The 2,322-nt window shown below is 62.7% G+C and carries 1 protein-coding gene; it reads left to right on the forward strand.

Annotated features, from left to right (window positions below):
- The first annotated feature begins 68 nt into the window (after positions 1 to 68).
- Positions 69 to 1,904: a class I poly(R)-hydroxyalkanoic acid synthase gene (gene phaC, locus EOA29_RS33445; protein ID WP_126093440.1), complete on the forward strand. Its 1,836-nt coding sequence runs from the start codon at positions 69 to 71 to the stop codon at positions 1,902 to 1,904.
- Positions 1,905 to 2,322 lie beyond the last annotated feature (418 nt).

Here is a 2,322-nt window from a genome sequence, read left to right on the forward strand (position 1 = left end):
AGTTGGACCCGGTCGGATGTCCCATGATAATATGTCAAGAAAACGCTCCGGGAGGAACCCCGCGAACCATGTCCAAAGCGACCGATTCGGACAAAGCGGAAAATGACGGACCTTCGACCGTCGAGCAATATCTGGTGAAAGATCCCGAACGGTTCGCGCTGAACATGGCGCGCATGGTCGAGCAGGCCGGCAAGGCGGCCTCCGCCTGGGCCGAGCCGCGCGAGAAGGGCGAGGTGCGCGACCATGTCGCCGAACCCGTGGTCGACATGGTCAAGACCTTCTCCAAGCTCTCGGAATACTGGCTGGCCGACCCGCAGCGCGCGCTGGAAGCGCAGACGCGGCTCTTCGCCGGCTACATGACGGTCTGGGCGAACGCCATCCAGAAGGTCAGCCCCAATGCCGAAAGGCCCGAGGACGCGGTGAAGCCCGAACGCGGCGACAAGCGCTTCCAGGACCCGGAATGGGGCCGCAACGCCTTCTTCGATTTCCTGAAACAGGCCTATCTCGTCACCTCGCGCTGGGCCGCGGACCTGGTCGAGCATGCCGAGGGCCTGGACGAGCACACCCGCCACAAGGCGAGCTTCTACGTCAAGCAGGTCTCCAACGCGATCGCGCCGTCGAACTTCATCCTGACCAACCCGGAATTGTTCCGCGAGACCGTCGCCTCCAACGGCGAGAACCTGGTGCGCGGCATGAAGATGCTGGCCGAGGACATCGCCGCCGGCAGGGGCGACCTGAAGCTCCGCCAGGCGGACTACGCGCCGTTCGAGATCGGCAAGAACATCGCCACGACGCCCGGCAAGGTGATCGGCCGCAGCGACGTCGCCGAGATCATCCAGTACGATCCGACGACGGAGACGGTGCTGAAGCGGCCGCTGCTCGTCTGCCCGCCATGGATCAACAAATACTACATCCTCGATCTCAACCCGCAGAAGTCCTTCATCCGCTGGGCGATCGAGCAGGGCCACACCGTCTTCGTCATCTCCTGGATCAACCCGGATGAGCGCCACGGCGCCAAGGGATGGGAGGCCTATATCCGCGAGGGCCTGCAATACGGCCTCGACATCGTCGAGAAGGCGACCGGCGAGAAGGAGGTGAACGCGATCGGTTATTGCGTCGGCGGCACGCTGCTGGCGGCAGCACTTGCGCTTCTGGCGCAGGAAGGCGACCACCGCATCAAGTCGGCGACCTTCTTCACCACCCAGGTCGATTTCACCCATGCCGGCGACCTGAAGGTTTTCGTCGACGAAGACCAGGTTGCCGCGGTCGAGCGCTCGATGAGCGAGAAGGGCTACCTCGAAGGCACCAAGATGGCGACCGCCTTCAACATGCTGCGCTCGGGCGACCTGATCTGGCCCTATGTCATCAACAACTACATGCGCGGCAAGGACCCCCTGCCCTTCGACCTGCTCTACTGGAACGCCGATTCGACCCGCATGGCGGCGGCCAACCACTCCTTCTACCTGCGCAACTGCTATCTTGAGAACAATCTCTCGCGCGGCACGATGGAGCTTGCCGGCCGCACCGTCTCGCTGGCCGACATCACGATACCGGTCTACAACCTTGCCACGAAAGAGGACCACATCGCGCCGGCGCTCTCGGTGTTCCTCGGCTCGCAGTTTTTCGGCGGCGACGTCGAGTATGTGATGGCGGGCTCGGGCCACATCGCCGGCGTCGTCAATCCGCCCGCGGCGCACAAATACCAGTTCTGGACGGGCGGCAGGCCGGTGGGCGACTTCGGCCAGTGGTTCGCCACCGCGCACGAGCATCTGGGATCCTGGTGGACGCACTGGCAGCACTGGATCGAAAGCCAGGACAATGTGCATGTGCCCGCCCGCAAACCGGGCAAGCGTATGAAAACCCTGGGAGATGCGCCGGGCACCTATGTCAAGATGCGTGTGTAACGGACTGTAATGTCTGGTGAGTTGACGGGCTGGCAAAACAGGCCGAAATGGTGGCGTTAATCGTTTTCGCAACCTCAATTCGCCTTCAGACGCAGAATAAATCCGAGGCTTGCAGATACGATACAGATCCCGTTTCCGGTTCGGGAACAGGAGGTCGTCGCCAGGGGCACTGGAGCGCCACGGCGATGATGAACGGACCGGATGCCAAGGGGGAAATTTGTTTTGAAACCAGAGGGTTGGCGTCTCGCACGAAGGGAAAGCCGCAGCATAGCGGCAGCGCTTTTCTCAGTGCTTCTGGCCTCCTGCACCTCGACCGGCGACCCGACGATGTCGGTCGTCACGCCGGCCTATAATTCGACCGCCACCGAGATGAGCGCGGCTTCCGGCGCCAAGCCTGCAACTTCGACCGATTCGACCT

Source organism: Mesorhizobium sp. M1E.F.Ca.ET.063.01.1.1 (assembly GCF_003998155.1).
Lineage (GTDB): Bacteria > Pseudomonadota > Alphaproteobacteria > Rhizobiales > Rhizobiaceae > Mesorhizobium.